Below are 5,283 nucleotides of genomic sequence, written 5' to 3'. Positions count from 1 at the left end.
TCACGGTCGACATCGGCGACCTCGGTGCGGTGTGGCTCGGCGGGCAGACGATCGCGGCCCGGGCGGCCGCCGGCTACGTCACAGGTGACCCGGCCGCGATCGCGGCGCTCGACGCCGCGCTGCGCACGCCGGTCGGGCCGGTGACGACGATCGACTTCTGAGGGGCCACGTATCCTGACACCCATGCCCGTCCCCCTTCGCGAACCCGCGTCCGCGGAGGACCTGCACTACCCCGAGGACCTGCCGGTCGTCGCGCGCAAGGACGACATCGCCGCGGCGATGCGCGAGCACCAGGTCGTCATCGTCGCGGGGGAGACGGGGTCCGGCAAGACGACCCAGCTGCCCAAGATCGCGCTCGAGATCGGTCGTGGTCGCGAGGGGCAGATCGGCCACACCCAGCCGCGTCGCATTGCCGCCCGCTCGGTGGCCGAGCGCATCGCCGAGGAGCTGCGGGTCGACCTCGGTGGTCTCGTCGGCTACCAGGTGCGCTTCGCCGACCACAGCAGCGACAGCACGGCGGTCAAGGTGATGACCGACGGCATCCTGCTGGGCGAGATGCAGCGCGACCGCGACCTGCGCCGCTACGACACGATCATCATCGACGAGGCCCACGAGCGCTCGCTCAACATCGACTTCATCCTCGGCTACCTCAAGCAGCTGCTGCCGCGTCGCCCGGACCTCAAGGTCGTCATCACCTCGGCGACGATCGACCCGGAGCGCTTCGCCGCCCACTTCAGCGACGAGCAGGGCGAGCCCGCGCCGATCATCGAGGTGTCGGCCGGACCTACCCCGTCGAGGTGCGCTACCGCCCGCTCGGAGAAGAAGACGGCGAGGACGGCGGAGTCGATGGAGACGTCGACCAGGTGACCGGCATCTGCCGGGCGGTCGAGGAGCTGTGGACCGAGCCCGAGTCCGGCGGCCCGCGCGATGCCCTCGTCTTCCTCAGCGGCGAGCGCGAGATCCGCGACGCGCAGGACGCCCTGACCGGGATGAACCTGCCGGACACCGAGATCATCCCGCTCTACGCCAGGCTCTCCGCGGCCGAGCAGCACCGCGTCTTCGCCCCGCACTCCGGGCGCCGGATCGTGCTGTCCACCAACGTCGCCGAGACCTCGCTGACGGTCCCGGGCATCCGCTACGTCATCGACACCGGCACCGCGCGCATCTCCCGCTACAACCAGCGGACCAAGGTGCAGCGCCTGCCGATCGAGCGCATCTCGCAGGCCTCGGCCAACCAGCGCTCCGGCCGCTGCGGTCGCGTCGCCGAGGGCGTGTGCATCCGGCTGTACTCGCAGGAGGACTTCGAGGCCCGGCCGGAGTTCACCGACCCCGAGATCCTGCGGACCAACCTCGCGAGCGTCATCCTCCAGATGACCGCGCTGGGCCTGGGCGACGTCGCACGCTTCCCCTTCGTCGAGCCGCCGGACTCCCGTCAGATCACCGACGGTGTCCGCCTGCTGCAGGAGCTGCAGGCCTTCGACACGGAGCACCGGGCGAAGGGGGCGCGTCGCCTCACCCCGACCGGACGGACCCTCGCCCGCCTGCCCGTCGACCCCAAGCTCGGCCGCATGCTCATCGAGGCCGACCGACTCGGCTGCACCACCGAGGTCCTCGTCATCGTCGCCGCGATGTCGATCCAGGACCCCCGTGAGCGGCCGACCGAGCAGCGGGCCCAGGCCGACCAGCAGCACGCCCGCTTCCGCCAGGAGGGGTCCGACTTCGCGAGCTGGTGGAACCTCTGGGTCTACCTCAAGGACCAGCAGAAGGCCTTGTCCGGCAGCGCCTTCCGCCGCATGTGCAAGCGCGAGTACATCCACTTCCTGCGCACCCGCGAGTGGCAGGACCTGCACAGCCAGCTCGTGCGCGCCGCCAAGCAGTGCAAGATCGACACCCGCCAGCGCACCTCGGCCCCCGACGCCGAGCCCGACTGGGACCGCGTGCACCAGGCGCTGCTCACCGGGCTGCTCAGCCACATCGGCCTGCGCGACGAGGAGAAGCGCGACTACCTCGGTGCCCGGGGAGCCCGATTTTCCATCCAGCCGGGCACGACGAACTTCCGGCGGCAACCCCCCTTCGTCATGGCGGGGGAGCTCGTCGAGACCAGCCGGCTGTGGGCCCGCTCGACCGCTCGCATCGACCCCGTGTGGGCCGAGCGGGCCGGCGCGCACCTCGTCAAGCGGACCTACTCGGAGCCGCGCTGGAGCAAGAAGGCCGCGTCGGTCATGGCGACCGAGCGGGTGACGCTCTTCGGGGTGCCGCTCGTCGTCGGCCGCGCCGTCTCCTACGGCAAGATCGACCCGGTCACGAGCCGTGAGCTCTTCATCCGGCACGCGCTCGTCGAGGGGGAGTGGGACGGCCGGCACGAGTTCCTCACGACCAACCGCAAGCTCGTGCGCCGGCTCGAGGCGCTCGAGGAGCGCGCCCGCCGACGCGACCTGCTCGTCGACGAGCAGGACGTCGTCGACTTCTACGACGCCCGCCTGCCCGACACCATCGTCTCCGGGGCGCACTTCGACAGCTGGTGGAAGACAGCTCGCCACGAGCAGCCCGAGCTGCTCACCCTCACCGAGGAGCTGCTCACCCGCGACGACGCCGAGCAGGTCGACGGCCGCGACTACCCCCGCCGCTGGCGCACCGACGGTCTCGAGCTCGTCGTCACGTACCAGTTCGAGCCCGGCACCGAGGACGACGGCGTCACCGTCCACGTGCCCGTCGCGCTGCTCAACCAGCTGACCGCCGAGGGCTTCGACTGGCAGGTGCCCGGGCTGCGCGCCGACCTCGTCACGGCGCTCATCAAGTCGCTGCCCAAGGCCACCCGCCGCCACCTCGTCCCCGCGCCCGACCACGCCCGCGCCGCGCTCGCCGAGCTCGACCCCGACGCCGGCACCTCGATCACCGAGCAGCTGTCGAGCGTGCTCGGGCGCCGGGCCGGCATCCGCATCGACGAGGGGGAGTGGGACTGGTCGAAGGTGCCCGACCACCTGCGCGTCACCTTCGCCGTCGAGGACTCGCGGCGTCGTCGACTCGGCCGGGGCAAGGACCTCGAGGCGCTCCGCGAGAGCCTCGCCGGCCACGTCCAGCAGGGCATGTCGCGCGCCGGTGCCTCCATCGAGCGCACCGGTCTGACGACATGGGACCTCGACGAGCTGCCCGCGACCTTCACGACCAAGACCGGCAAGCACACCGTCGTCGGCTACCCGGCCCTCGTGGACGACGGGAGCAGCGTCGCCATCCGCGTGCTGCCCGACGAGCAGCAGGCCGTCGCGGCCCACACCGCCGGCGTGCGCCGCCTGCTCCTCCTCGGCACCACCCCGCCGTGGAAGCGGGTGCTCGCCCGGCTGACCAATGCGCAGAAGCTCGCCCTCGCCGACAACCCCCACGGCTCCGTCCCGAAGCTGCTCGACGACGCGCTCGCCGCCGCCGTCGACGACATCGTCACCCAGCACGTCACGGGGCCGGTGCGCACGCGCGCGGCCTTCGACGCGGCGCTCGCCGCGACCCGCACGCACGTCGCCCAGCGGGTGCTCACCGCCGTCTCCGAGGTCGAGCCGGTGCTCGGCCAGCGCACCGAGATCATCGCCACCCTCGACCGGATGAGCGCGCCGCGGTCGCGACGACCGTCGCCGACGTGCGGGCCCAGCTCGACGGGCTCGGTGCGCCCCGGCTTCCATCGCCGACACCGGGCTGGCCCGGCTGCCCGACCTGCGGCGCTACCTGCGAGGGATCTCCCTTCGCCTGGAGCGGGCTGCGGACAACCCGCGCCGCGACGGCACCCACCAGGAGGTCGTCGACGGCGTCGAGGGGGCCTATGCCGACCTGCTCGACGCGCTGCCGCCCCTGCGGCGCCGCTCCGCCGACGTCGTCGCCATCGGGTGGATGATCGAGGAGCTGCGCATCTCGCTCTTCGCCCAGTCGATCGGCACCGCGCAGTCCGTCTCGGCCAAGCGGGTGCGGGCGGCGATCGCCGCGATCGAGCGGTAGCCACCGGGCGTGATCCCTTGCGGGGGAATGGTCCCGGCACGTGCGTCGTTGCCACAATGAGTGCTTCACCGACCAGGAGGACCTGACGTGACCGAGCGCCTCTACCGCTACGAGGTCGACACCGACCCCGCGCTGCTCCAGCCCGGGCCGATGATCGTTGCCTTCGACGGCTTCTTCGACGCCGGCATGGCCCAGCGCCTGCTCGTCGACCACCTCCTCGAGGCGGGCGACCCGACCGTCGTCGCGTCCTTCGACGTCGACTCGCTCATCGACTACCGCAGCCGCCGGCCGGTCATCACCTTCGACGCCAACCGCTACACCGACTACGCGGACCCGGCGCTGCTGCTCTACCACCTGCTCGACCGCGACGGGCAGACCTACTACATCCTCACCGGCCCCGAGCCCGACTACCGGTGGGAGGCCGTCGTCGAGTCGGTCATCCGCCTCATGGACGAGTTCGGCATCAGCCTGGCGACGCACGCGCACGGCATCCCGATGGCCGTGCCGCACAGCCGCCCGGTCGGCATGACCGTTCACGGCTCCGACGAGCGCCTCATCGGCGAGCACAAGCCGGTCTTCGGCACCGTCCAGGTGCCCGCCTCCCTGGCGGCCCTGCTCGAGATGCGCCTGGGCGAGAGCGGGCGCGATGCCGTCGGCTTCAGCATCCACGTGCCGCACTACCTCGCGCAGTCGACCTTCCACGACGGTGCGCTCACGGCGCTCAACGCGATCGTCGACTGCACGGGTCTCAACCTGCCCAACGACGCGCTCGCCGAGGCCGCGCGCGAGGGGCGCATGCAGATCGAGCGCGAGATCGAGGACAACGACGAGGTCCGCGAAGCCGTCCAGGCGCTCGAGCGCCAGTACGACGTGCACCTGCGGGGCCTCGAGCGGCCCAGCCTGCTTGCCGGCGAAGGGGAGAAGCTGCCCTCCGCGGACGAGCTCGGCGCGGAGTTCGAGGACTTCCTGCGCACGGTCGACGACTCGGAGCAGTAGCCGCTACTTCGCCTCCGACCACCGGCGCACGACCGAGGTGTCGGCGACGAAGCGCACCTGATCGCCGCCGAGCCAGCGCCGGGCCGCGTCGGTCAGCGCGCGGTCGACGAGTGCCGCCGCCTCCTCGGCGTGCTCCAACGGCACGTGGACGAGCAGCTCGTCGTGCAGGCAGAGCACGATGCGTCCCTGCAGCGGGCGGACCGCGACGCGCACCGTCGCCGCCCATGCCTTGAAGAGCTCGGCGGCCGAGCCCTGGATGACGGCATTGCGCGCGAAGCGCCCGCGGGCCGCGGCCAGGCCCTCGCG

3 protein-coding genes and 1 pseudogene are annotated in these 5,283 nt (G+C 72.0%); 3 read left to right on the top strand and 1 reads right to left on the bottom strand.

The features are described from left to right. Positions 1 to 29 precede the first annotated feature (29 nt). From AC2W7J_RS15580 to AC2W7J_RS15570, 3 genes and pseudogenes are all read left to right on the top strand, one after another. On the top strand, positions 30 to 161 hold the full coding sequence (locus tag AC2W7J_RS15580) for a hypothetical protein (RefSeq protein ID WP_485983506.1): 132 nt from the start codon (positions 30 to 32) through the stop codon (positions 159 to 161). Between the two features lie 22 nt (positions 162 to 183). After that, positions 184 to 3,981, top strand: a pseudogene (hrpA, locus tag AC2W7J_RS15575) (ATP-dependent RNA helicase HrpA). An 87-nt stretch (positions 3,982 to 4,068) separates the two neighbouring features. Continuing rightward, positions 4,069 to 4,977, top strand: coding sequence for a PAC2 family protein (locus AC2W7J_RS15570; protein WP_485983504.1), 909 nt, complete (start codon positions 4,069 to 4,071; stop codon positions 4,975 to 4,977). A 3-nt stretch (positions 4,978 to 4,980) separates the two neighbouring features. Here AC2W7J_RS15570 and AC2W7J_RS15565 read toward each other — a convergent pair. Next, a partial coding sequence (locus AC2W7J_RS15565; RefSeq protein WP_485983502.1) for a DNA polymerase occupies positions 4,981 to 5,283 on the bottom strand: 303 nt, incomplete at its 5' end.

The sequence above is a fragment of the Janibacter sp. CFPM2_SD2 genome (genome assembly GCF_057364645.1).
Note: the sequence above shows the minus strand (reverse complement) of the source record. Positions and strands in the feature narration are given on the sequence as shown.